The 21,466-nt window shown below is 44.5% G+C and carries 23 protein-coding genes; 22 read left to right on the forward strand and 1 reads right to left on the reverse strand.

Annotation, left to right across the window (positions count from 1 at the left end; genetic code table 11):
- Positions 1-113: 113 nt before the first annotated feature.
- Positions 114-1,550 carry a S41 family peptidase gene (locus K1I43_RS08730; RefSeq protein ID WP_136260182.1) on the forward strand — a complete coding sequence of 479 codons (1,437 nt, stop codon included), beginning with the start codon at positions 114-116 and terminating at the stop codon, positions 1,548-1,550.
- 37 nt (positions 1,551-1,587) lie between these two features.
- Here K1I43_RS08730 and K1I43_RS08735 read toward each other — a convergent pair whose 3' ends face one another.
- The gene (locus K1I43_RS08735) at positions 1,588-2,001 is read right to left on the reverse strand and encodes a MerR family transcriptional regulator (protein ID WP_041639034.1); all 414 of its coding nucleotides are present in this window, start codon (positions 1,999-2,001) and stop codon (positions 1,588-1,590) included.
- Between the two features lie 178 nt (positions 2,002-2,179).
- Here K1I43_RS08735 and K1I43_RS08740 point away from each other — a divergent pair, with 178 nt between their 5' ends.
- From K1I43_RS08740 to K1I43_RS08840, 21 genes are all read left to right on the forward strand, one after another.
- Positions 2,180-3,343 (forward strand): PDZ domain-containing protein, encoded by a 1,164-nt coding sequence (locus K1I43_RS08740; RefSeq protein ID WP_370628348.1) that lies wholly within the window; start codon positions 2,180-2,182, stop codon positions 3,341-3,343.
- 2 nt (positions 3,344-3,345) lie between these two features.
- Positions 3,346-3,570: a CsbA family protein gene (locus K1I43_RS08745; RefSeq protein WP_009362318.1), complete on the forward strand. Its 225-nt coding sequence runs from the start codon at positions 3,346-3,348 to the stop codon at positions 3,568-3,570.
- 108 nt (positions 3,571-3,678) lie between these two features.
- Positions 3,679-5,652, forward strand: a complete 1,974-nt coding sequence (uvrB, locus tag K1I43_RS08750; protein WP_012576040.1) for an excinuclease ABC subunit UvrB — start codon at positions 3,679-3,681, stop codon at positions 5,650-5,652.
- 3 nt (positions 5,653-5,655) lie between these two features.
- The gene (gene uvrA / locus K1I43_RS08755) at positions 5,656-8,508 is read left to right on the forward strand and encodes an excinuclease ABC subunit UvrA (RefSeq protein ID WP_012576039.1); all 2,853 of its coding nucleotides are present in this window, start codon (positions 5,656-5,658) and stop codon (positions 8,506-8,508) included.
- 79 nt (positions 8,509-8,587) lie between these two features.
- The gene (locus K1I43_RS08760) at positions 8,588-8,917 is read left to right on the forward strand and encodes a magnetosome magnetite crystal formation protein family (protein ID WP_009362315.1); all 330 of its coding nucleotides are present in this window, start codon (positions 8,588-8,590) and stop codon (positions 8,915-8,917) included.
- A complete protein-coding gene (locus tag K1I43_RS08765; RefSeq protein WP_009362314.1) occupies positions 8,914-9,111 on the forward strand; it encodes a PspC domain-containing protein in 198 nt (65 codons plus the stop codon). Before K1I43_RS08760 ends, K1I43_RS08765 begins: the two co-directional genes overlap by 4 nt.
- On the forward strand, positions 9,108-9,452 hold the full coding sequence (locus K1I43_RS08770) for a phage holin family protein (RefSeq protein WP_019417468.1): 345 nt from the start codon (positions 9,108-9,110) through the stop codon (positions 9,450-9,452). The genes K1I43_RS08765 and K1I43_RS08770 overlap by 4 nt, the downstream gene beginning before the upstream one ends.
- Before the next feature lie 79 nt (positions 9,453-9,531).
- A complete protein-coding gene (gene hprK / locus K1I43_RS08775; protein ID WP_009362312.1) occupies positions 9,532-10,467 on the forward strand; it encodes an HPr(Ser) kinase/phosphatase in 936 nt (311 codons plus the stop codon).
- 14 nt (positions 10,468-10,481) lie between these two features.
- Entirely contained in the window at positions 10,482-11,291 is an 810-nt protein-coding gene (gene lgt, locus K1I43_RS08780; RefSeq protein WP_026011629.1) for a prolipoprotein diacylglyceryl transferase, read from the forward strand.
- 21 nt (positions 11,292-11,312) lie between these two features.
- The gene (locus K1I43_RS08785; protein WP_136260183.1) at positions 11,313-12,248 is read left to right on the forward strand and encodes a nucleoside recognition domain-containing protein; all 936 of its coding nucleotides are present in this window, start codon (positions 11,313-11,315) and stop codon (positions 12,246-12,248) included.
- Positions 12,238-12,894, forward strand: coding sequence for a pyrophosphatase PpaX (gene ppaX / locus K1I43_RS08790; protein ID WP_009362309.1), 657 nt, complete (start codon positions 12,238-12,240; stop codon positions 12,892-12,894). Before K1I43_RS08785 ends, ppaX begins: the two co-directional genes overlap by 11 nt.
- Positions 12,881-13,369, forward strand: a complete 489-nt coding sequence (locus K1I43_RS08795) for an acyltransferase (RefSeq protein WP_009362308.1) — start codon at positions 12,881-12,883, stop codon at positions 13,367-13,369. Before ppaX ends, K1I43_RS08795 begins: the two co-directional genes overlap by 14 nt.
- A 152-nt stretch (positions 13,370-13,521) precedes the next feature.
- Positions 13,522-14,700, forward strand: a complete 1,179-nt coding sequence (locus tag K1I43_RS08800; RefSeq protein WP_009362307.1) for an ATP phosphoribosyltransferase regulatory subunit — start codon at positions 13,522-13,524, stop codon at positions 14,698-14,700.
- A complete protein-coding gene (gene hisG / locus K1I43_RS08805; protein ID WP_026011628.1) occupies positions 14,700-15,341 on the forward strand; it encodes an ATP phosphoribosyltransferase in 642 nt (213 codons plus the stop codon). Before K1I43_RS08800 ends, hisG begins: the two co-directional genes overlap by 1 nt.
- Positions 15,331-16,608 carry a histidinol dehydrogenase gene (gene hisD / locus K1I43_RS08810; protein WP_035066222.1) on the forward strand — a complete coding sequence of 426 codons (1,278 nt, stop codon included), beginning with the start codon at positions 15,331-15,333 and terminating at the stop codon, positions 16,606-16,608. Before hisG ends, hisD begins: the two co-directional genes overlap by 11 nt.
- Positions 16,605-17,192: an imidazoleglycerol-phosphate dehydratase HisB gene (hisB, locus tag K1I43_RS08815; protein ID WP_035066225.1), complete on the forward strand. Its 588-nt coding sequence runs from the start codon at positions 16,605-16,607 to the stop codon at positions 17,190-17,192. Before hisD ends, hisB begins: the two co-directional genes overlap by 4 nt.
- A complete protein-coding gene (gene hisH, locus K1I43_RS08820; protein ID WP_035066228.1) occupies positions 17,193-17,825 on the forward strand; it encodes an imidazole glycerol phosphate synthase subunit HisH in 633 nt (210 codons plus the stop codon). It begins immediately after the preceding gene.
- Positions 17,825-18,553: a 1-(5-phosphoribosyl)-5-[(5-phosphoribosylamino)methylideneamino]imidazole-4-carboxamide isomerase gene (hisA, locus tag K1I43_RS08825; RefSeq protein ID WP_035066231.1), complete on the forward strand. Its 729-nt coding sequence runs from the start codon at positions 17,825-17,827 to the stop codon at positions 18,551-18,553. The genes hisH and hisA overlap by 1 nt, the downstream gene beginning before the upstream one ends.
- Positions 18,550-19,308 carry an imidazole glycerol phosphate synthase subunit HisF gene (gene hisF, locus K1I43_RS08830; protein WP_035066234.1) on the forward strand — a complete coding sequence of 253 codons (759 nt, stop codon included), beginning with the start codon at positions 18,550-18,552 and terminating at the stop codon, positions 19,306-19,308. Before hisA ends, hisF begins: the two co-directional genes overlap by 4 nt.
- Positions 19,305-19,919, forward strand: coding sequence for a bifunctional phosphoribosyl-AMP cyclohydrolase/phosphoribosyl-ATP diphosphatase HisIE (gene hisIE, locus K1I43_RS08835; RefSeq protein ID WP_009362300.1), 615 nt, complete (start codon positions 19,305-19,307; stop codon positions 19,917-19,919). The genes hisF and hisIE overlap by 4 nt, the downstream gene beginning before the upstream one ends.
- 83 nt (positions 19,920-20,002) lie before the next feature.
- On the forward strand, positions 20,003-21,445 hold the full coding sequence (locus K1I43_RS08840; protein ID WP_220382648.1) for a tetratricopeptide repeat protein: 1,443 nt from the start codon (positions 20,003-20,005) through the stop codon (positions 21,443-21,445).
- Positions 21,446-21,466: the final 21 nt, after the last annotated feature.

Raw genomic sequence — 21,466 nt, forward strand, 5'->3', positions numbered from 1 at the left:
AATACATCCTTTATCATAGTTATGAACCGTACAAGCTATTCATATAATGAAAACAAACAGGCATCGCACACGGTGTGATGCCTTTCATGTATCGAAGGGTGAGGAGGCAAACGATGAACAAAAAAACTATCGCAGCACTAATGGTTTTATCGATGTTGTTCGGTTCTGGTGTGACGTATGTCGGCATGCAGTCGCTTTCTTCCGATACGTCAACGATGACGATCGATATTCCAACGACAACGGAGAAAACGACGGACGAACAGCTTCAAAAAATTGAACAAGCATACAGCATGATTAAACAAAAATACGTTCATGACGTCGATGACAAACAGCTCATTGACGGAGCGATTCAAGGAATGATTGCGACGTTAAAAGATCCGTATTCCGTTTATATGGATAAAGAAACAGCGGAACGATTTAACGAGTCGCTCGACTCTTCTTTTGAAGGAATCGGAGCGGAAGTAAGCATGGTTGACGGCAAAGTGACGATCGTTGCGCCGTTTAAAGGATCGCCTGCAGAAAAAGCAGGGCTTCGTCCGAACGATCAAATTATTAAAGTGAATGGTGAAAGTTTAGAAGGGCTTGATTTATATGAAGCGGTATTAAAAATTCGCGGGAAAAAAGGAACGGTCGCTCGCTTAGAAGTCGTTCGACCGGGAGTAAGCGGCGTATTGACGATTGAAGTTGTGCGCGATGAAATTCCGATTGAGACGGTATATGCATCCATCAAACAAGCAAACGGCAAGCAAATTGGCTATATTGAAATTACATCGTTTGCGGAAAAAACGGCCGAAGATTTTAAAAAGAAGTTAGCGGAATTTGAGGAAAAAGGCATCGCGGGGCTGATCATCGATGTACGTGGCAATCCAGGCGGCTACTTGCAAAGTGTGGAAGACATTTTAAAAGAGCTTGTGACAAAAGAAAAACCGTATGTACAAATTGAAGAACGCGACGGCGATAAACAACAGTTTTTCTCAAATATGACAAAGAAAAAACCATATCCTATTGTCGTGTTGATCGATAACGGAAGTGCATCGGCATCGGAAATTTTAGCGGCGGCGTTAAAAGAAGCGGGCGGTTATATGCTCGTTGGTGAAAAGACGTTTGGAAAAGGAACAGTTCAACAAGCGTTGCCGATGAATGACGGAAGCCATATAAAATTAACGTTATACAAATGGTTGACGCCAAATGGAAACTGGATTCATGAAAAGGGAATTCAACCGAATGTTCAAGTGAAACAGCCTGACTTTTTCTATGCGCATCCGCTTCAAATCGACAAACCTTTAGCATATGACATGAATAACGAACAAGTGAAAAGCGCGCAACAAATGTTAAAAGGTCTCGGTTTTGATCCAGGACGTGAAGACGGCTACTTTAGCAAACAAACAGAACAGGCAGTTCAAGCGTTCCAAAAAGCAAACGGCTTACAAGCGACAGGAAAAATTGATAAGCAAACAGCGAATATGTTGCAAACAAAAGTGATGGAAGCGGTTCGCGACGAACGATACGACGAACAATTGAAAAAAGCGTTACAACTCATTGGAAAATAAACAAAATCCCCCTCGCCTTTATAGGCAGGGGGATATTTTATAAAAAGAAGCTGATGATGCCGCGTCGTTTTTGTTTTGTTCGTTGTTCGATGATCGGTTCGGCTTGTTTTTGCCGTTCAAGCTCAGCAATGCGCTGTTCGAGCTGTTGGATATGTTGGAGCATTTCTTCCATTTCCCGTCGATGTTGCAGCAACTGAAAAGAAACGACGTCATCTGCTTTTTGTTCTATTTTTCGTTCAAGTTCATCAAGACGTTGTTCTATGTGCTCTTTTTCTTCTTCATCCACGCCGAGAAATTTATATTTTTCTAACTGTTCGATCGCTTCGTTCGTAAATACGTAATGTCCTGCTTCATTTTTTGTGCACGGAATGTTATATTTTTTCACCCATCGTTGTACAGTTTTCGTTGATACGCCAAGCCGCTTTGCCACTGCGCTCGTTTTTAACTCCATCGTTCCACGCTCCTTCCGGTCATGTATGAACAAACAGTTAGCCACTTTTTATGAAATTCCTTGTTTGTTGACAAAACTAGTGTTCATTCGGCAAAGAAAGTGAATTTTCGTCAACCATAAACGTTTGAAATTTGTTACAATACAAAATAGACGATCGGAAAAAATGGAGATGATGGAAATGGAATGGGGAATCGCATGGTTGAAAGCATTCGGAACGTTTTGGCTACAACCGTTATTATATTATGCGGTCATGTTGGCATTGTTTATCGGCTGGCGTCGCGTACAACGAGAACGGCGAGATTTTCATACGCGCGTGTACCGATCATCGCGTGAGTGGCGTGCACTTATTCGCTCGCGCAGCTGGTTTGCGCTCATTTTTTCGCTTGTGACGGTTGGGATTGGGGTCGTTCTTCCGAATGATACGCTCGTTTTTTGGACAATCGTCACGATCGTATGCAGTTTGTTTATGCAGCTTCGGTTGTTATCGGCTGCGTATGTCGGGAGTATCGTCATATTTACCGTTAGTTTTTTTGCGCAAACAGAGTGGACGCAGCCGTTTTTTACGCGTTTTTTCCCACATATGACAGAAACGAATGTGACAGCTGTCGCGTTTCTCATCGGGTTGCTTTTGTTTATCGAAATGTGGCTCGTTGATCGGGAAGGAGCAGAGCTAAGTTCTCCTCGTCTTGTGACGAGTAAGCGAGGGCTTGTGATCGGGGAGCAGTTCGTTCAGCGGCTCTGGCTTGTTCCGTTGTTCATCCCTGTGCCGGGGGATGGCGTGCAATCGTTTGCGGCGTGGTGGCCAATCATTTCTGATGGCAATACGTATTCGTTCGTGCTCGTTCCGTTTTTGCTTGGTTTTTCACAACGCGTGCAAACGGGGCTACCTGTGCATTTAGCGAAGTGGACGGCCAAGCGCATCGGTTTGTTAGCGTGTGTCGTCAGTTTATTGGCGATTGCTAGCTATTGGATAAAGCCGCTCGCAATCGTCGCTGCTGTAGTGGCTATTTTATGGAGAGAATGGATTGCTTTATCAGCGAAGTTATATGAACAAAAATGTCCGCCATATTTTACGAAGCGTGCAACGGGGCTTGTCATTTTAGGGGTGTTGCCGAACACGCCAGCGGATAAAATGGCGCTTTCTGTTGGAGAAGTCATCGTGAAGGTGAATGGCGCACCAGTGGCGACGGAAGATGAATTTTACGCGGCGTTGCAACAAAATCGAGCGTTTTGTAAGCTAGAAGTACTAAACGAGAACGGGGAAGTTCGTTTTGCGCAAACCGCTTTATTTGAAGGAGAGCATCACGAACTCGGACTGTTATTCGTAAGAGATGAGGGGTAAACATGTGGTTTGTGTTAGCATTAATTGTGCCGGCGTTGTTAGTCATTTTTTTTACGCGGGTTACGTATAACCATTATGTCGGGACATTGCTGACTGTCGCTTTGTTAGTGGCGTCATACGTGAAAGGATATACGGATCAGTTGTATGAAATTGTTGCAGATTTGGCGTCGCTCATTGTCGGATTTTTATATGCAAAACAAATGGTCGAGAAACAAAAACGGTCGTAAACCTGTCCAAATGGGCAGGTTTTTTTATAGAATATTTGTTCGTATTTTTCGCTTTTCGTTCCGTGTATATGGTACAATACGAAGTAGAAATGAAGTGGAGGGACGAATGTGAGCGCATTTCAATTAGTATCCGCTTATGAGCCGCGCGGCGATCAGCCGAAAGCGATTGCGAAGCTTGTCGAAGGGATTCAGCAAGGGAAAAAGCATCAAACGTTGCTTGGGGCAACAGGAACAGGAAAAACGTTTACGATTTCAAACGTCATTCAACAAGTAAATAAACCGACGTTAGTCATCGCTCATAATAAAACGTTAGCGGGTCAGTTATATAGCGAGTTTAAACAATTTTTCCCGAACAACGCTGTTGAATATTTTGTTAGCTATTACGATTATTATCAGCCGGAAGCGTACGTGCCGCAAACGGATACGTACATTGAAAAAGATGCGAGCATTAACGATGAAATTGATAAATTGCGCCATTCCGCGACGTCTGCGTTATTTGAGCGGCGCGACGTCATTATTATCGCAAGCGTTTCATGCATTTACGGCTTAGGTTCACCGGAAGAATATCGCGAACTTGTCGTTTCGCTTCGCGTCGGTATGGAAATCGAGCGCGATCATTTGCTTCGTCGCCTTGTCGACATTCAATACGAACGAAACGATATTGATTTTCGCCGTGGGACGTTTCGGGTGCGCGGAGATGTCGTTGAAATTTTCCCAGCTTCGCGCGATGAGCATTGTATTCGTATTGAATTTTTCGGTGATGAAATTGAGCGTATTCGCGAAGTAGATGCGTTGACGGGATATGTGATGGCGGAACGAGAACATGTGGCGATTTTTCCAGCCTCTCACTTCGTCACGCGCGAAGAAAAAATGAAACTGGCGATTGAAAATATTGAAAAAGAACTTGAAGAGCGGCTTTGTGAGCTGCGCGAGCAAGGAAAATTGCTTGAAGCGCAACGGTTAGAACAGCGGACGCGCTACGATATTGAAATGATGAAAGAAATGGGCTTTTGTTCAGGCATCGAAAACTATTCGCGCCATTTAACGTTGCGACCGCCTGGCTCAACGCCTTATACGTTATTAGACTATTTTCCTGACGATTTTTTAATTGTCATCGATGAATCGCACGTCACATTGCCGCAAATTCGTGGCATGTATAACGGCGACAAAGCGAGAAAAGAAGTGCTTGTGGAACATGGCTTCCGTTTGCCGTCCGCGTTAGATAACCGTCCGCTGACGTTTGAAGAATTCGAACAAAAAGTGAATCAAGTCATTTACGTCTCTGCCACACCGGGTCCGTATGAGCTAGAACATTGCCGAGAAGTTGTCGAGCAAATTATTCGTCCGACCGGATTGTTAGATCCGACCATTGATGTACGTCCAATTGCAGGACAAATTGACGATTTAGTCGATGAGATTCAAAAGCGGATCGCTTGCAATGAACGAACGCTTGTGACGACGTTGACGAAAAAAATGGCAGAAGACTTGACCGATTATTTAAAAGATATCGGCATTCAAGTTGCTTATTTGCATTCAGAAATTAAGACGCTCGAACGTATTGAAATTATTCGTGATTTACGATTAGGTAAATATGATGTGCTCGTCGGCATTAACTTATTGCGAGAAGGGCTAGATATTCCTGAAGTGTCGCTTGTGGCGATTTTGGATGCGGATAAAGAAGGATTTTTACGTTCTGAACGTTCGCTTATTCAAACGATTGGACGGGCGGCGCGCAATGCAAACGGTCACGTCATTATGTATGCAGATACAATCACAAAATCGATGGAAATCGCGATAAACGAAACGAAGCGGCGTCGCGCCATTCAAGAAGCGTACAATCGCGAGCACGGCATCGTGCCAAAAACGATTCAAAAAGACATTCCAGATGTCATTCGTGCGACATTTGCTGCAGAAGAAAAAGAAACGTATGAAACAAAAGACGTTCGCCATTTATCGAAAGAAGAGCGTGTTGCGCTCATCGCCAAACTGGAACAAGAAATGAAAGAGGCAGCAAAAGCTCTTCATTTTGAACGTGCTGCTGAGCTGCGCGATCTCATTTTAGAATTGAAAGCTGAGGTGTAACGAATGGATCATATTGTCGTCAAAGGAGCGCGTGCGCACAATTTGAAAAATATTGATGTCGTCATTCCGCGCAACAAACTTGTTGTGTTAACAGGGTTATCTGGCTCTGGAAAATCATCGCTTGCGTTTGACACCATTTATGCGGAAGGGCAACGGCGCTATGTCGAGTCGTTATCAGCATATGCTCGCCAATTTTTAGGGCAAATGGACAAACCGGACGTCGATTCGATTGAAGGGCTGTCGCCTGCCATTTCCATTGACCAAAAAACGACGAGCCGCAATCCACGTTCCACAGTCGGAACGGTGACGGAAATTTACGATTATTTACGTTTATTGTTTGCGCGCATCGGTCGCCCTGTTTGTCCAACGCACGGCATTGAAATTACGTCACAAACGATTGAACAAATGGTTGACCGTCTGATGCAATATCCAGAGCGGACGAAGATGCAAATATTAGCGCCTATCGTTTCCGGACGAAAAGGGACGCATGTGAAAACGTTAGAAGAAATAAAAAAACAAGGATATGTGCGCGTTCGCGTCGACGGAGAGTTGCGTGACGTATCGGAAGACATCGTGCTTGAAAAAAATAAAAAACATTCTATTGAAGTCGTCGTGGATCGCATTGTGATGAAAGAAGGCATTCAGTCGCGTCTTGCTGATTCGCTTGAAACGGCGTTAAAGCTTGCAGAAGGAAAAGTGCTCGTCGATGTGATCGGACAAGAAGAATTGTTATTTAGTGAACATCATGCTTGTCCGCATTGCGGCTTTTCAATCGGCGAACTAGAGCCGCGCCTATTTTCATTTAACAGCCCGTACGGCGCATGTCCATCGTGCGACGGATTAGGGGCAAAACTTGAAGTGGATCTCGACTTAGTGATTCCTAACAAAGAGCTGACGCTTCGTGAACATGCGCTCGCGCCATGGGAACCGCAAAGCTCGCAATATTATCCCCAATTGTTAGAAACGGTATGTCGACATTACGGCATCGATATGGACGTGCCTGTAAAACAGTTGCCGAAAGAACAGCTCGATCTTTTATTGTACGGATCAAATGGGGAAAAAATATATTTTCGTTATGAAAACGACTTCGGTCATGTGCGTGAAACGTATGTTGAATTTGAAGGAGTCGTGCGCAACGTTGAACGGCGTTATCGGGAAACGACGTCCGATTACGTACGGGAGCAAATGGAAAAATATATGACTGAACAACCGTGTCCGACGTGTCATGGCAATCGACTAAAAAAAGAAAGTTTAGCTGTTTTCATTGGTGGTAAACATATTGGCGAAGTGACAGCGATGTCGGTGAACGAAGCATTGGCGTTTTTTGAAACGCTTCAGTTAACGGAAAAAGAACAAAAAATCGCCCATTTAATTTTACGTGAAATTGTTGAACGGCTTGGCTTTTTAAAAAACGTCGGACTTGATTATTTGACGTTGCATCGGGCTGCAGGAACGCTTTCCGGTGGGGAGGCGCAACGCATTCGACTCGCAACGCAAATTGGCTCGCGCTTAACCGGTGTATTATACGTGTTAGACGAACCGTCTATCGGGCTTCATCAGCGTGATAACGATCGGTTAATTGCGACATTGCAAAGCATGCGTGATTTAGGGAACACGCTCATTGTCGTAGAGCACGATGAAGATACGATGCTTGCGGCGGACTATTTAATTGACATCGGACCGGGAGCGGGGGCACATGGCGGACAAGTTGTCGCTGCTGGAACACCGGAAGAAGTAATGAACGATCCGCGTTCGTTAACGGGTCAATATTTATCAGGGAAAAAATTTATTCCGCTTCCGATTGAACGAAGAAAGCCAGACGGCCGTTGGCTTGAAGTGATCGGGGCGCGAGAAAACAACTTAAAAAACGTCGATGTTCGCATTCCGCTCGGACTGTTTGTTGCGGTGACAGGTGTATCCGGTTCAGGAAAAAGCACGCTCGTTAATGAAATTTTGCATAAGGCGTTAGCGCAAAAACTACATCATGCGAAAGTGAAGCCGGGAGAACATACAGACATTCGCGGCATCGACTATTTAGATAAAGTGATCGACATTGATCAGTCGCCAATCGGGCGGACGCCGCGCTCGAACCCTGCGACATATACAGGCGTCTTTGACGATATTCGCGATTTATTTGCGACGACGAACGAAGCGAAAATGCGTGGATATCAAAAAGGGCGGTTTAGCTTCAATGTAAAGGGCGGACGTTGTGAAGCGTGCCGCGGGGATGGAATTATTAAAATTGAAATGCACTTTTTGCCTGACGTGTATGTGCCGTGTGAAGTATGTCACGGGAAACGGTACAACCGCGAAACGTTGGAAGTGAAATATAAAGATAAAAACATTGCGGAAGTGCTTGATATGACAGTCGAAGAGGCGTTGACGTTTTTTGAAAATATCCCGAAAATTAAACGAAAGCTACAAACGCTTTACGATGTCGGGCTTGGCTACATGCAACTCGGGCAGCCAGCCACGACGCTTTCTGGAGGCGAGGCGCAACGGGTGAAATTAGCATCGGAGCTACATCGTCGTTCAACAGGAAGAACGTTATACATTTTAGACGAACCGACAACGGGTTTGCATGTTGATGATATTGCCCGTTTATTAAACGTTTTACAGCGGCTCGTTGAACAAGGGGATACGGTGCTTGTCATCGAACATCATTTGGATGTCATTAAAACGGCAGACTATATTATTGACCTTGGACCAGAAGGTGGAGATGGTGGCGGACAAATCGTTGCGGCAGGTACACCAGAACAAGTTGCACAAATAGAGCAATCATATACAGGACGGTATTTACAACCGATTTTACAACGCGACCGCGAACGAATGCGTCAACGTATACCGAGCGTATAATGCGCTCGGTTTTTTTTTTTTGCGAAACTTTCTTTTTCATCAATCGTATGTATAAGTAAGAAGGAAGGAGAGGATATGGATGGAAGGAAATAAATTGCTTGCGGCGTTATGTTATTTCAGTGTATTTTTTGCTCCGTTTTTATTTCCGATTATCGTTTATTTTGTCACAAAACATGAACGAGTAAAAGAGCATGCGAAAAAATCGTTATTGTCCCATCTCATCCCTATTGCGATTGTCATGATGGCGTTTGGATTGTTTTTTATATTCACGATCGTTGGGGTAGACGGATGGATTGGCCTTCCATTCATCGGGATCGTTTTTGGCGGCATTGTACATGTGGTTGTCATTGTTTGGAATATTATAAAAGGTATACAAGTGATACAGGAAGCGGGAGGGATATATGAGTGAAAAAACTTGTGCGGCTTCGTCATGATCGTATGGTTGGGGGCGTGTTGAGCGGATTAGCAGCTTATATGAATATGGATGCAACTGTCGTTCGTTTATTGTTTGTCGCTTTATTATTGATTACCGGCATCATGCCGTTTGCGATTTTATATGCGCTTGCATTGTTAATTATTCCGAGTGAGGAGAACGTTGTATGAGATGGGTGGCACATATCGCAATCAACGCTGTTTTATTGCTGGCGCTAGCCGGATATTTTGACTCCATTTATTTATCAAGCGTTGGGGCAGCGCTCGTTGCAAGTGTTCTTTTGTCTTTTCTCAATACGTTCGTTCGACCGCTAATTGTTTTACTAACGCTTCCTGTCACTGTATTGACGTTCGGGCTGTTTTTGTTCGTCATTAATGCAATGACATTAGCAATGACGGCATGGCTGATGGGAAGTTCGTTTCAAATTGGTGGGTTTCGTACGGCATTATTTGCATCGCTTGCTATTTCTCTATTTCACTTAATTATTGAGTCGGTGCGAAAAGAAAAGTAAAACGTTCCGCTTCGTGCGTGAGCGTTTTTATTTTTCCTTGAAAGTGTTACAATGAGAAAAGGAAGAAGGAGGGATTCATATGCCGAAAGTGCGGACAAAAGATTTAATTGATGAGTTTCAATTTGAGCTTGTAAGCGGGGCGGAAGGGATTCATCGTCCGATTACAACGAGTGATTTATCTCGTCCGGGCATTGAAATGGCCGGCTATTTTGCATATTATCCAGCGGAACGTGTACAATTGCTCGGCATGACAGAACTGTCTTTTTTTGAACGATTAACACCTGTAGAAAAGCGATTGCGCATGGAAAAGTTATGTACCGATATTACCCCTGCGATTATCGTCTCACGCGGATTAGAAGTGCCAAAAGAACTGATTGAAGCATCGGAAAAAAAAGAAGTGCCGGTGATGCGTTCGACGATGAAAACGACGCGACTCGCTAGCCGTCTGACAAACTATTTAGAAAGTAAGCTAGCGCCGACGACTGCTGTGCACGGTGTGCTTGTCGATGTGTACGGTGTCGGTGTACTCATTACAGGAAAAAGCGGCGTCGGAAAGAGTGAAACGGCGCTAGAGCTCGTGAAGCGTGGACATCGTCTCGTGGCGGATGATTGTGTCGAAATTCGCCAAGAAGATGAAAATTTGCTTATTGGAAGCGCGCCGGAGCTGATTGAACATTTACTTGAAATTCGCGGACTTGGCATCATTAACGTGATGACGTTATTTGGGGCGGGAGCAGTGCGCCCGCATAAGCGCATTTCGCTTGTCATTGATTTAGAATTATGGGATCCAAATAAACAATACGATCGTCTCGGTCTTGAAGAAGAAAAGGTAAAAATTATTGATACGGAAGTGACGAAATTGACGATCCCTGTTCGTCCAGGGCGAAATTTAGCGGTCATTATTGAAGTGGCAGCGATGAATTTCCGTCTAAAACGTATGGGCGTGAATGCGGCGGAAGAATTTTCTGCACGCTTGGCAGATGCGATTGGCGATGCGGAACATGATTATGAATGAGAGGATGAGAGGGAATGTTCATGCATATTGAACCGCTCGATCGCGTTTTTTTCCATCTCGGTCCAATTACAATTTATTGGTACGGTGTCATTATTGCGACGGGCGTATTGCTTGGGCTTTGGCTAGCTACGCGAGAAAGCGAACGGCTAGGGATACGAAAAGAAACGTTTGTTGATCTTGTATTAATTGCTGTGCCGATTGCGATTTTATGCGCACGTGCGTATTACGTTATGTTTCAATGGGACTACTATTCCAAACATATAAGTGAAATTCCGCAAATTTGGCACGGTGGCTTGGCCATTCATGGCGGTTTAATTGGTGCGATTGTGACAGGCATCGTTTTTGCGAAAAAGCGAAAATTGTCGTTTTGGAAATTAGCTGATATTGCAGCGCCGAGCATTATTTTAGGGCAGGCGATCGGGCGTTGGGGCAACTTTATGAACCAAGAGGCGCACGGAGGCCCTGTGTCGCGTGCGTTTTTAGAAAGCTTGCATTTGCCGGACTGGATCATTAATCAAATGTACATACAAGGGCAATATTACCATCCGACGTTTTTATATGAATCATTATGGAACATGCTCGGCTTTCTCGTTTTGCTTGCGTTGCGGAGAAGAAATTTAAGGCGGGGAGAGTTATTTTTCACGTATATCATTTGGTATTCAATCGGGCGCTTTTTCATTGAAGGATTGCGCACAGATAGCTTAATGTTGACAGAAACGATTCGTATGGCGCAGTTTATTTCATTGTTGCTTATTGTCTTTGCGGTTGGAATGATCGTTTTGCGCCGCATGCGCGGCTTAGCAAACGAGCGGTATAACGATTAAACGAAGGGAGGGAAGGCGGTCATGTTGCGAAGGGGTTTGTTTGTTGGATTGAAAACGACATGGACGCTCGGAAAAGTCATTTTTCCGATTACCGTCATTGTGACGTTGCTACAATATTCCCCCGTTTTGCCTTGGGTGACAAACGGTTTGACGCCGATGATGCGTTGGATCGGTTTGCCGGGGGATGCCGCGCTCGTTTTAGTGCTCGGCAATTTTTTAAATTTATACGCTGGCATCGGTGCGATGTTAACGATGGATTTGACAGTGAAAGAAGTGTTTATTTTAGCTGTTATGTTGTCGTTTTCGCACAATATGCTCGTTGAGTCTGCCGTTGCAGCACAAGTCGGTGTTCGTGTTTGGTGGACGGTTGCGGTTCGCGTCGGGTTAGCGTTTAGTGCGGCTTGGCTCATTCACGTCTTTTGGGATGGCGGGCAACAAATGGCGAAATACGGACTTGTACCGCAGGCTTCAACCACGCCGAATACGTGGGGGGAAATCGCTTGGACAGGAATCGAAAAAGCGTTATACGGCATTGGACAGCTTGCGTTGATCATTATTCCGTTGATGATTGCCATTCAAGTGTTAAAAGAATTAAAGTGGCTGGATACGTTTTCGAAATGGTTATCCCCGTTTGCGCGTTTACTCGGCATTCGTGAAAATGCATCGCTGACGATGGCGGCAGGTTTATTGTTTGGGCTCGCTTATGGTGCAGCCGTGATGATTCAAGCGGTGAAAGAAGATGGGGTGTCTAAAAAAGATTTAACGTTAACGTTTTTATTTTTAGTGGCGTGCCATGCGGTTGTAGAAGATACGCTATTGTTTGTGCCGCTTGGTATTCCCGTCTGGCCGCTTCTTATCATTCGGCTTGTCACAGCTATTTTATTGACGGCTACGCTCAGTTTCATTTGGAATCGCATGGAACATCGAAAAAGAAAGGAAGCAACGTATGAATATTAATACGATTTTGTTTGACTTAGATGGAACGCTTATTAATACGAATGACTTAATTATTGAATCATTTTTGCATACGCTCAACCATTACTATCCAAATCAATATACGCGCGAAGATGTGCTTGCTTTTATTGGTCCGCCATTGCGTGATACGTTTGAAGCGATCAATCCAGAGCGCGTCGATGAAATGATTGAAACGTATCGGGCATTTAACCATGCCCATCATGATGCGTTAGTGAAAGAATATGAAACGGTATATGATACGGTACAAACGTTACACGAACAAGGGTTTAAACTCGGCATTGTGACGACGAAAATTCGTCATACGGTCAATATGGGATTGAAGTTAACAAAGTTAGACTCGTTTTTCCAATGCATCATTACGCTCGATGACGTTGAGCATGCGAAGCCGCATCCGGAACCGATTGAAAAAGCGCTCGCTTGTTTGCAAGCGAAGCCGGAAGAAACGTTAATGGTCGGGGATAATCACCATGACATTTTAGCAGGAAAACATGCGGGGACAAAAACGGCAGGGGTGGCTTGGACGATTAAAGGACGCGAGTATTTAGCTAAATACGAGCCGGATTTTATGCTTGAGAAAATGAGCGATTTGTTAAGTATTTTAGGGGTGACTGGCGTTGAGAAAAACTGAACGCCATGCTGTACAAGGGGCAAACTCTTTATGGCAACTATATCGAACCGTTTCGTTTTGGAAAGTATTGAAAAATGTCATCATCATTTTCATCGGGCGGTATACTCCTTTTTTTCCGCTGAAAAACTGGTTGTATCGCACGTTTTTACGCATGGAAATTGGCGAACATACGGCGCTCGCGTTCATGGTGATGCCAGATATTTTGTTCCCAGAAAAAATTCGCATTGGCAATAACACAATTATTGGTTATAATACGACGATTTTAGCGCATGAATATTTAGTGAACGAGTATCGGCTTGGAGACGTTATCATCGGCGACGATGTCATGATTGGAGCGAATACAACCATTTTGCCGGGTGTGACGATCGGGGATCGTGCCGTTGTTTCCGCAGGTACGCTCGTACATCGCGATGTGCCAGCTGGCGCATTTGTTGGCGGCAATCCGATGCAAATCATTCGTCTTAGCGAACGCTAAGGCGTTTTTTTATTAAATAGAAAGGATTCAAGTTGAAAAACATCGAATGAGTTTGTAGTTGACGAAACGAAAAACGGGGAGTAAACTACAAATAACAAGCTTTACTTTGCTAATATATTAGCGAACTAAAGTAAAAGAAGGACGGGACGAAAATGAGAGTATTTATGTTTGAAAAGCCGCTCGGCATGCGGGATACGTTGCCGGATGTATATAAAACAAAACGTGCGTTGCGCGAAGCGATGATGCAAGAAATCGAAACGTGGGGATATTCGTTTATTGAAACGCCAACGCTAGAATATGATGAAACGGTCGGAAAGGCATCGGCCATTTTAGATCAGCAACTATTTAAGTTGCTTGATCGTGAAGGACATACACTCGTGTTGCGTCCAGATATGACTGCTCCTATTGCTCGTTTAGCGGCCTCAAAGCTGTATGAGGAAGGTTGTCCGCTCCGTTTAGCGTATGCAGCAAATGTGTTTCGCGCTCAACAGCGGGAAGGAGGGCGACCGGCAGAGTTTGAACAAGTGGGTGTGGAATACATCGGAGACGGCACGATGTATGCTGATGCGGAAGTGATTAGTTTAATGATTTTTGCGTTAAAGCGGGCCGGACTATGTGATTTTACGGTAACGATTGGTCATATTGGTTATGTTGATGCGTTATTTTTCGATGTTTTGCGTCAAGAACAACGAGTAGAAACGTTGCGCCGCTTTTTATACGAAAAAAATTACGTCGGTTATCGAGAACACGTCAAGTCATTGCCGCTTTCTTCGATTGATCGCGATCGCCTTTTACGCCTTTTAACATTAAGGGGTGGAGAGGAAGTCATTGCAGAAGCAAAAACGTATGCAACGACAGAGGCAGAGCAGCGCGCTCTTGATGAATTAGAACAATTATGGACGTATGTTGACCAATATGGCGTTACGGATATGGTGAAATTAGATATGAGCTTAGTGAGCCATATGAGTTACTATACCGGCGTTCTTTTTGAAGTGTACGCAAAAAATGTTGGATTTTTACTTGGAAATGGTGGACGATACGATGAATTGCTGGCGAAATTTCATCGCCCGTCCCCTGCGACTGGCTTTAGCGTGCGGCTCGATCGTTTGATGGAAGCGATTGGGGAGCAACGCCGTAGAGAAAAAACGACGTGCATCATTTTTAGTCAAGAACGTTTCGCTGAGGCGTATGCGAAAGCGACGGAAATGAGACAAAAAGGAGAAAACGTCGTATTGCAGCACGTCGCAGGCATTCAAAATATGGATCCATTTACGGCATCGTTTGATGACGTGGTGTATGTACTAGGGAAACGCGGAAAGGATGAACGATGATGCTGACGGTTGCTATGCCAAAAGGACGTATTTTTACGGAGGCGCTCGTACTGTTAAAACAAGCGGGCTACGACATTCCTGATGACTTAGAACATTCACGAAAGTTGATGATTGACGTCCCAAATGAACAGTTACGCTTTATTTTAGCGAAGCCGATGGACGTAGTGACATATGTTGAACACGGGGTTGCCGATGTCGGCATTGCTGGGAAAGATGTGCTTCTTGAGGAAGAGCGAGATGTGTATGAAATGTTAGATTTGCGCATTAGTCCTTGTTATTTGGCGGTAGCAGGGTTGCCGAATACGCGCGTTCACCCGATCGCCCCAAGAGTCGCAACAAAGTATCCAAATATTGCATCGACATATTTTCGTGAACAAGGGGAGCAAGTTGAAATTATTAAACTGAATGGGTCAGTGGAATTAGCACCGCTGATCGGTTTAGCGGAACGAATTGTCGACATTGTTTCGACAGGGCGAACGTTAAAAGAAAACGGGCTCGTTGAGCTTGAACGAATTGTTCATGTGACGTCGCGTTTTATTGTGAATCCAGTGAGTTATCGCATGCAAGATCGAGCGATTGAACATATGGTTGATCGTTTAACATATGCGATCGAGAAAGCGAGGGAGAGCAATGAGAATTGAACGTGTGCAAGGGACGGTCTCGCTTCGGCGGACGATTGAAAGCGGAACGGAAGAACAAAGACAAGCGGTGAAACGAATGATTGAGGATGTGCGAAATAACGGAGATGCCGCGCTAAAAAAATATACGGAAATGTTTGATGGCATTTCACTTCATACGCTAGCGGTTACGCAAGAAGAAATTGAAGAAGCGTATTGGCTCATTGACGAAGAAATGGTTCATATTATTCGCGAAGCGGCACAAAACATTCGCGAATATCACGAGCGGCAACGCACGACGTCATGGTTTATGACGCGCGAAGATGGAACGATTCTTGGCCAAAAAGTGACGCCTCTTGATGCGGTCGGTTTATATGTGCCGGGTGGAACAGCAGCTTATCCGTCATCGGTATTGATGAATGTCATTCCTGCGCAAGTGGCTGGAGTAAAGCGCATCGTCATCGTTTCCCCGCCAAATGAGCGTGGAACGTTGCCGGCTGCTGTACTTGTTGCGGCATGTGAGCTTGGTGTTCAAGAAATATATAAAGTTGGCGGCGCTCAAGCGATTGCTGCATTAGCGTACGGCACGGAGACGATTGAGCCAGTCGATAAAATTTTTGGACCTGGAAACATTTATGTCGCACTCGCGAAACGAGAAGTGTTCGGTCAAGTCGATATTGATATGATTGCGGGACCGAGCGAAATTGTTGTGCTAGCGGATGAGACGGCAAAGCCGAATGAAATTGCGGCGGATTTATTATCGCAGGCGGAACATGATGAACGAGCGGTTAGCATATTTGTTACACCGTCTTTACAGCTTGCGTTAAAAGTAGAAGAAGAAGTCGAAAAGCAATTAGCTACCCTCCCGCGAAAAAACATCGCACAAAAAGCGATCCGTGATTATGGTGTCATTTATGTGACCGATACGATGAAACAAGCGATTGACGTTGTGAACGAATTAGCGCCAGAACATTTAGAAATTATGACGGCCGAGCCGTTTGAGCAATTAAGTGACATTCGACATGCAGGTGCGATATTTTTAGGTCCGTACAGCTCTGAACCGGTTGGAGATTATTTTGCGGGAACGAATCATGTATTACCGACAAATGGTACCGCTCGTTTTTCTTCTGGGCTAACAGTCGACGCATTTATGAAAAAATCAAGCATCGTTTTTTATAGCGAGCAAGCATGGAAACAACATGTGGAAAAAATTGCAGCATTTGCGCGGTTAGAAGGGCTTGAAGCACATGCGCGAGCAGTAGAGGAACGATTGAAAAGGAGAGAAAAATGATGCGAACAGCGACAATCAAACGGGTGACGAATGAAACACAAATTGAGCTTTCGTTTACGATTGATGGGGAAGGAAAGGCGGAGTTAGAAACAGGGGTTCCGTTTTTAACACATATGCTTGATTTGTTTACAAAACATGGACATTTTAATTTATTTGTTCACGCAAAAGGAGATACGCACATTGACGATCATCATACGACGGAAGATATTGGCATTTGTTTAGGGCAAGCGATTCGAGAAGCGCTCGGTGATAAAAAAGGGATCAAACGATACGGAAATGCGCTCGTTCCGATGGACGATGCGCTTGCCCAAGTCGTGATTGATGTAAGCAATCGTCCACATCTTGAGTTTCGCGGCCAGTTTCCGAGTGAAAAAGTAGGGACGTTTGATGTCGAGCTCGTGCACGAATTTTTATGGAAACTAGCATTAGAAGCACGAATGAATGTACATGTCATCATCCATTACGGTCGCAATACGCACCATATGATTGAAGCAGTATTTAAAGCACTCGCTCGTGCGCTCGATGAGGCAACGATGATCGATCCGCGCGTGAAATCGGTACCGTCGACGAAAGGGATGTTGTAAATGATCGGCATCATTGATTATGGAATGGGAAATTTATATAGCGTCAGTAAAGCGTTAGAACGGCTAAACGTGCCGTATATTGTTGAAAGTGATCAAGATAAACTGCGCCAAGCAGATGGCTTCATTTTACCGGGCGTTGGATCATTTAAAGATGCGATGCACATATTGACGGAAACGAAGCTAGACTCATTTATTCATGAACAAGTAGCAAAAGGAAAGCCGATTCTCGGCATTTGCTTAGGGATGCAACTATTGTTTGAAGAAAGCGAAGAAAACGGTTTGACGGCTGGGTTAAAGTTGCTTCCAGGTCGCGTCGTTCGTTTTAGCGGTATGACAAAAGAGGGAAAACGATATAAAGTACCACATATGGGATGGAACGAGCTCATTTTTCATCAACCATCTCCGCTTTTTGATGGTGTTGACCGAGGGCATGTATATTTCGTTCATTCGTATTATGTGCAAACGAATGAACCAACGGTTGTGCTAGCTAGCGCCCAATATGATGTGGAAGTTCCTGCGGTTGTTGGATGTGGCACAATATTTGGTACACAATTTCATCCCGAGAAAAGCGGAACGCTCGGTATGCGTCTATTGCAAAACTATGCGAGGATTGTAGAAAGGGAGAGGGGCTAATGTTTACCATTTATCCAGCGATCGATATGCGCAACGGAAAGTGCGTTCGTCTTATACAAGGAGATTACAATCAGGAAACAGTATACGGACATTCCCCGGTTGAAATGGCTCGTTCGTTTGTTTCGCAAGGTGCGACATGGATTCATATGGTCGATTTAGATGGAGCAAAAGAAGGGAGACGAGTGAACGATGCGTTCGTCGTTGAAGTAGCAAAGAAGCTTGGAGTAAACGTTCAAATTGGTGGTGGCATTCGCACGGAAGAAGATGTTGCCTATTATTTAGAGCAAGGTGTGGCGCGCGTCATTTTAGGGAGCGCAGCCATTTCCAATCCTCCGTTTGTGAAAGCGATGCTTCGCACATATGGTGAGCGCATTGTCATCGGCATTGATGCGAAAAATGGGTTTGTTGCGACAGAAGGATGGACGCATACATCAACGATCGAAGCGGTTGAACTTGGCAAACAGCTTGCGGAAGCTGGAGCGGAAACATTTATTTTTACGGATATTGCGACAGACGGCATGTTATCAGGGCCAAATATCGATGCGGTCGTTCGATTAGCGAAAGAAACGAACAAACGTGTTATCGCCTCCGGAGGCATTCGCTCGCTTGATGATTTACGCGCTTTAAAACAATTCGAAAACGACGGAGTATGTGGAGCAATTGTCGGCAAAGCGTTATATACAAATCAGTTTACCGTCGCTGAGGCGTTAAAGGCGGTGGAGAAATGATTACAAAACGCATTATCCCTTGTTTAGATGTGAAAGATGGTCGCGTCGTAAAAGGTGTACAATTTGTTTCGTTGCGCGATGCGGGCGATCCGGTTGAGCTTGCGCGCATATACGATGAGCAAGGGGCGGACGAGCTTGTGTTTTTAGATATTTCCGCATCACATGAAGGACGAAAAACGATGGTAGACGTCGTTCGGCGCGTTGCTGCTCAGCTTGCGATCCCGTTTACTGTCGGAGGCGGCATTCGCACATTAGAAGATATGAAAACGATTTTGCGTGCGGGTGCGGACAAAGTGTCTGTCAATACATCGGCATTGTTGCGTCCAGAGCTTATTACAGAAGGGGCACAATTTTTTGGTTCGCAATGTATTGTTGTCGCGATTGACGCAAAGTACGATCCAACGATGCAATCGTGGCGTGTTTATACGCACGGCGGTCGACGTCCGACGGATTGGGAAGTTGTTGCATGGGCGAAAGAAGCTGTGAAGCGCGGAGCAGGAGAAATTTTATTAACAAGCATGGATCGCGATGGCGGAAAAGACGGCTTTGATTTGGCGTTGACGAAACGAGTAAGTGAAGCGGTATCCGTCCCTGTTATTGCATCGGGAGGGGCAGGGTGCGCTCAACATTTTGTCGAGGTGTTTCAAACGGCTCAAGCAGATGCCGCATTAGCTGCTTCGATTTTTCATTATAAAGAAACGTCTGTCCAGCAAGTGAAACAATACGTGCGCGAAAAGGGGGTAAACGTTCGATGAATATTCGATTTAATGAGCAAGGGCTTGTGCCGGCAATCGTACAAGATGCACATAGTAAAGAAGTGTTGACATTAGCATATATGAACGAGCAATCGTTACAAAAAACGTTAGAAACGAAAGAAACATGGTTTTACAGCCGCTCGCGGCAAGAGTTATGGCATAAAGGAGAAACGTCCGGAAACGTACAAAAAGTTGTTGATATTCGCTACGACTGTGATGCAGATGCGCTTCTTATTCTTGTTGAGCCGAAAGGACCGGCATGCCACACAGGAGAGTACTCTTGTTTTCATCATCGGTTGCAAGGTGAAAAGCCTGTTGTTAAACCAGATCGTTTTGCGGTGCTAAATGTGTTAGAATCGGTCATTGCGGAGCGTGAAGCGAAACGTCCAGAAGGATCGTATACAACATATTTATTTGAAAAGGGAATTGATAAGATCGCAAAAAAAGTTGGAGAAGAATCCGCAGAAGTCATTATTGCAGCAAAAAATCGTTCAAAAGAAGAACTGCGATGGGAAGTAGCCGATTTATTATATCATTTGCTCGTTTTGTTGCGTGAGCAGCGCGTATCGCTCGATGATGTGCTTTCTGTATTAGCGGAGCGTCATCGCTGATCCTTTTTTCCCCATCCATGTTGTTCTGAAGCGAAAATGTGGTATACTTTCTTTCGGTGAAAGAAATCAACATGGAGGGTTCGATGGAAAAACATTTGCAAAAACGTGTCGGAAAAGTCATTCCGTTTATTCAAGACGGTACGTACTTTTTTAATAAAGGATTAACATGTTATCGTCGCCGGGATTTGCATAAAGCGAAAGCATATTTGCAACGGGCGGTGCAACTTGAACCAGAACAAAGCACATTTGCGTGCCAATTGGCGATTGTATTGTCAGAATTGGGGGAATATGCGCAATCGAACGAATGGTTATTGCGCGTTATTGAACATGATAGTCATTTAACGGAATGTTTTTATTTTTTAGCAAACAACTATGCCCACTTAGGGTTATTTGGCGAGGCGGCGAAGTATGCTGAACAGTATATGGAACGCGAGCCAGATGGGGAGTTTGCGGAATATACGCTCGATTTATTAGATATTTTAACGATTGAACAAGATGACGATGAGTGGATCAATTACGATGAGATGTTAATGAAACAAGAACGAGCTCGCGCGTTGCTTGAAAAAGGTGAATTTCAGGAAGCGATTGCTTTGTTTGAAGAAATGATTGAACAACATCCAGAAAATTGGGCTGCTTATAACAATTTAGCGCTCGCTTATTTTTATCAAGGGAATGTCGAAAAAGCAAGACAAACGATCGCATACATTTTGCAACAAAATCCAGGCAATTTGCATGCCCTTTGCAACGATGCGGTGTTTTCGTATTATTTACAAGAGCAAGAGCGATTGTTTTCACTTACCCAGTCGTTGCAAGGAGTATATCCGATTTCACTCGAGCATCGTTACAAGCTTGGAGTGACGTTTGCAATTGTCGGACGCTATGATTTAGCGTTTCAATGGTTCCGTCAATTGCAACGGCGCGGCTTTGAAGGAGATGCACCGTTTTATTATTGGTATGCATATGCTGCATATCATATGGGATATCGCACGTTAGCGGAGTCGATGTGGCAAAAATTAATTGCGCTTCATCCAGATAAAAGAGGAAGCGAGCCGTGGCGCTATCGTGAACAGACGATTGAACATATTCAATCTTTATTTGAAAAGCAAGATGTGGCTTCTTCATTTTATGCGCTATATTTAATTAGCAAATCGTTTATAGCAGACGATTGTCCGTTTCCAAAGCAAGCGTGGTCTCATCCGCTTTTACAACAGTGGAGCGATTACGTATATGATCATGACCGCCAAAAGCCTATGGTAGATGCGCACCGCATTGTCACGTTACTTGTTCAACATAACGGTTTTGAATATGAGCCTTTATATATTGCTTGGTTTTCTTTCTTCGTTGAGACAATGAAGGAAATTGATTCGTTTTCTAATCACGAAGCGTGGGCGGCGGCGTTTGAATATATGTTTCGTAAACATCGTGGTGAGTGTGTGACGCAGCGAATGATGGCAGAACGTTATGGGGTGTCCGTCGCAACGATCGGAAAGTATGTGAAAGTGATTAAACAGAAGTGGCACGAATGAGCAAGTTAATAGACCCTTTTG

It is taken from the genome of Anoxybacillus sp. ST70 (genome assembly GCF_019553625.1).
In the GTDB taxonomy this organism is placed as follows: Bacteria; Bacillota; Bacilli; order Bacillales; family Anoxybacillaceae; genus Anoxybacillus; species Anoxybacillus gonensis.

Coding starts and splice junctions, on each gene's coding strand:
- K1I43_RS08730 (WP_136260182.1), top strand. CDS start 114: ATGAACAAAAAAACTATCGCAGCACTAATGGTTTTATCGATGTTGTTC.
- K1I43_RS08735 (WP_041639034.1), bottom strand. CDS start 2,001: ATGGAGTTAAAAACGAGCGCAGTGGCAAAGCGGCTTGGCGTATCAACG.
- K1I43_RS08740 (WP_370628348.1), top strand. CDS start 2,180: ATGGAATGGGGAATCGCATGGTTGAAAGCATTCGGAACGTTTTGGCTA.
- K1I43_RS08745 (WP_009362318.1), top strand. CDS start 3,346: ATGTGGTTTGTGTTAGCATTAATTGTGCCGGCGTTGTTAGTCATTTTT.
- uvrA (WP_012576039.1), top strand. CDS start 5,656: ATGGATCATATTGTCGTCAAAGGAGCGCGTGCGCACAATTTGAAAAAT.
- K1I43_RS08760 (WP_009362315.1), top strand. CDS start 8,588: ATGGAAGGAAATAAATTGCTTGCGGCGTTATGTTATTTCAGTGTATTT.
- K1I43_RS08770 (WP_019417468.1), top strand. CDS start 9,108: ATGAGATGGGTGGCACATATCGCAATCAACGCTGTTTTATTGCTGGCG.
- hprK (WP_009362312.1), top strand. CDS start 9,532: ATGCCGAAAGTGCGGACAAAAGATTTAATTGATGAGTTTCAATTTGAG.
- lgt (WP_026011629.1), top strand. CDS start 10,482: ATGTTCATGCATATTGAACCGCTCGATCGCGTTTTTTTCCATCTCGGT.
- K1I43_RS08785 (WP_136260183.1), top strand. CDS start 11,313: ATGTTGCGAAGGGGTTTGTTTGTTGGATTGAAAACGACATGGACGCTC.
- ppaX (WP_009362309.1), top strand. CDS start 12,238: ATGAATATTAATACGATTTTGTTTGACTTAGATGGAACGCTTATTAAT.
- K1I43_RS08800 (WP_009362307.1), top strand. CDS start 13,522: ATGAGAGTATTTATGTTTGAAAAGCCGCTCGGCATGCGGGATACGTTG.
- hisG (WP_026011628.1), top strand. CDS start 14,700: ATGCTGACGGTTGCTATGCCAAAAGGACGTATTTTTACGGAGGCGCTC.
- hisD (WP_035066222.1), top strand. CDS start 15,331: ATGAGAATTGAACGTGTGCAAGGGACGGTCTCGCTTCGGCGGACGATT.
- hisB (WP_035066225.1), top strand. CDS start 16,605: ATGATGCGAACAGCGACAATCAAACGGGTGACGAATGAAACACAAATT.
- hisH (WP_035066228.1), top strand. CDS start 17,193: ATGATCGGCATCATTGATTATGGAATGGGAAATTTATATAGCGTCAGT.
- hisA (WP_035066231.1), top strand. CDS start 17,825: ATGTTTACCATTTATCCAGCGATCGATATGCGCAACGGAAAGTGCGTT.
- hisF (WP_035066234.1), top strand. CDS start 18,550: ATGATTACAAAACGCATTATCCCTTGTTTAGATGTGAAAGATGGTCGC.
- hisIE (WP_009362300.1), top strand. CDS start 19,305: ATGAATATTCGATTTAATGAGCAAGGGCTTGTGCCGGCAATCGTACAA.
- K1I43_RS08840 (WP_220382648.1), top strand. CDS start 20,003: ATGGAAAAACATTTGCAAAAACGTGTCGGAAAAGTCATTCCGTTTATT.